This is a genomic window from Cytobacillus sp. IB215316 (genome assembly GCF_033963865.1).
In the GTDB taxonomy this organism is placed as follows: domain Bacteria; phylum Bacillota; class Bacilli; order Bacillales; family SM2101; genus Nanhaiella; species Nanhaiella sioensis.
In genome coordinates this window covers 1-2404 of the sequence record NZ_JAXBMC010000043.1, presented here as the reverse complement: position 1 = coordinate 2404, position 2404 = coordinate 1, and the positions used below count along the sequence as shown (strand labels likewise).

General features: G+C 29.5%; 2 protein-coding genes. Both read left to right on the top strand.

Going from position 1 to position 2404, the window contains the following annotated elements; genetic code table 11:
- Positions 1-626 precede the first annotated feature (626 nt).
- Positions 627-1037 carry a hypothetical protein gene (locus tag SLH48_RS22130; RefSeq protein ID WP_320259902.1) on the top strand — a complete coding sequence of 137 codons (411 nt, stop codon included), beginning with the start codon at positions 627-629 and terminating at the stop codon, positions 1035-1037.
- A 368-nt stretch (positions 1038-1405) separates the two neighbouring features.
- A complete protein-coding gene (locus SLH48_RS22125) occupies positions 1406-1945 on the top strand; it encodes a 2'-5' RNA ligase family protein (protein ID WP_320259901.1) in 540 nt (179 codons plus the stop codon).
- Positions 1946-2404 lie beyond the last annotated feature (459 nt).

Sequence of the window (2404 nt, the reverse complement as noted above, 5' to 3'; positions counted from 1 at the left end):
CATTCATTAAGATAGTCGATGATAAGATGGATATATTCGGTGATTACTTCAAATACGAAAATATAGAAAATAGGAAACGATTAATTCCTGAATAGAGTGCTAGTGGAATAAGAGAGCTAAAGAAAGTCATATCATTGATATGATTTTTTTGTTCAAATTTAATCTATATTTATACCTTTCGCAAATAATTAACTGTAATGTAATTCACCTTTCGGCTGGTACTAAGGTTTAGTAAACACAAGCAAAAAAAGGGGTGCGAGGTACCCCTTTTTATTTTGCTGATCTTCCACAATATGGCGCAAGAAGGTAGTAAAGGCTATCCTGACTACCTTAATAATAATATCACTTAAAATTTGTCATTCAGTTAACTTGTTGACCTTATAATACGATATGGCGCATATCTGAAATATTGATATGTGCCATTATTCATTTTAGGTCCAGGTTGTTGAAGACCAGAATATTTGTAGGGTATTAAATATCGATATTTCAAAGATTAATAGTTATCTCAATGGACATTGAGGTATATTAAATATTACAAATGAATTAATAAATTTATTTAACAAATATTCTTTTATAATGTTAACAAGAGCAATTATACATTTTAAATTCTGAATGAGGTGTAACGTATGGAACAATTATTCAACGTTATTCAAAAGAGAAAAAAGTTATTTTGGTTTATCACATTATTTTATATTCTATTTAATGGATGTTTTATTTTTCCATTTAATAAAGCGGTCATAGATACCAGTGGATCGTTAGATTTCACTTTTTTAACTTCAGTTATTGCAGTATATACAGTTATTGCATTTATATTTGGAGGTTTGTTGATAAAAAAAGTAATAACAGTATTTCTCTTATCACTGATTTTTAATGCAATCGGAATGGTTTTTAGATATGTTTTAGAGTTTGGAGAAGTTTCTAATACTGTAAATTTCACAATGAGTAATATACTTATTTCACTATTAGCAATACCATTATTTATTACAATAGTATATTTTATAATTAATAAATATAATCAACCAAAAAAAAGTTTGTAATTTGAATCATCTTATTGGCACTTGAACGGAGTAAAACTCCATTTCTTTTAATTTTTTTCTTGAAGAATATGGAGTTCGAATATCTAAATTTCCTTAACGTCGTGATTTTCTGATAGCTGGTGCATTTCTTTAATATAGAAGAACTCTATTGTCATCTTCCAGTTGAGTTAATTAAAAATTATTATCAAAGTGCTATCGAAAAGGTGATCAGGTTAGGTTAGTTATTTTAATATAGATATAACATTTTAAAGTCATTGATCCAGCGTGATCTGTATGGGACTTAGTGTAAAATATAGGGCAGAGTTTTGAAGAAGTTTTAAAATGGAGAATACTATCTACTAATAAAAATATTGTGAGGAGTGGTACAAATGCAATATTTTATCGGAATTGTGCCATCAGAAGAAGACATAAAAAAAATTATGAAATTCCAGTTGCAATGGGAAAATAATGAACTTCCAAATGTTGTTGAGCCCCATATCACAGTAAAAGCACAAGGTGGTTTAACATCAGATATGGATTGGCTAAAGGATGTTGAAAAGGTATGCGAAGACACCACGCCATTCAAGCTGAAATTAAGTAAAGTTGACTTCTTTGGAGAGAATGTACTATTTTTAAGTGTTGAATCAAGAGAGTTATACAAGTTACATAAAGAAATTGTTAATGCTGTTTCTCCAGAAAAAGACTTAATTAAAAAATATATGGAACTGGACGACTATTTCCCCCACCTAACATTAGGACAAACTCATTGGGGTTTATCGAGAGAAGAATTAAGAGATATGGCTGAATTAACAGAAGAAAAGCTAAGTCCATATCCTACAATTAATGTAGATTCTTTAAGAGTGTACCAAGAAATTGAACCAAACAAGTATGTGAAATATTTAGATATTCATCTAAATAAAGAGAGGTAAATATTCTAACTTTGTTCAACTACATGGCTCGAGTTGTAGTAGGGGCTATCTCGACCACCTAAAAAGTAATTTTTTTAAAAAATAGTTCAACTAGAAATGGCTGGCCGACCTCATAATAACAAATATGCCGCTTAAACATTATGAAAAAGAGAAAATCATTTTAGTAGACTCCCTTTTTTGTAATAATAATCTTCCACAATATGGCGCAAATCTGACATAGTGATTTGCGCCCTTCTCATTTTAGGACATGATTGTGGAGTAGTAAAATTAATATTTGCTATCAGAATAAGATAGTGAACAAGTGTACCTAAGCTAAAGAAGCAGTTAGAAAAATTTCTTTAAAATAATTATAAAAATTTCGTATGATTAAACTATCTTAATTCGTTATATATATAGGAGGTGAATATGATGGAGAATCTACAAACTATAGGTGAAGAGACTAAGGACATATGGGGGAAG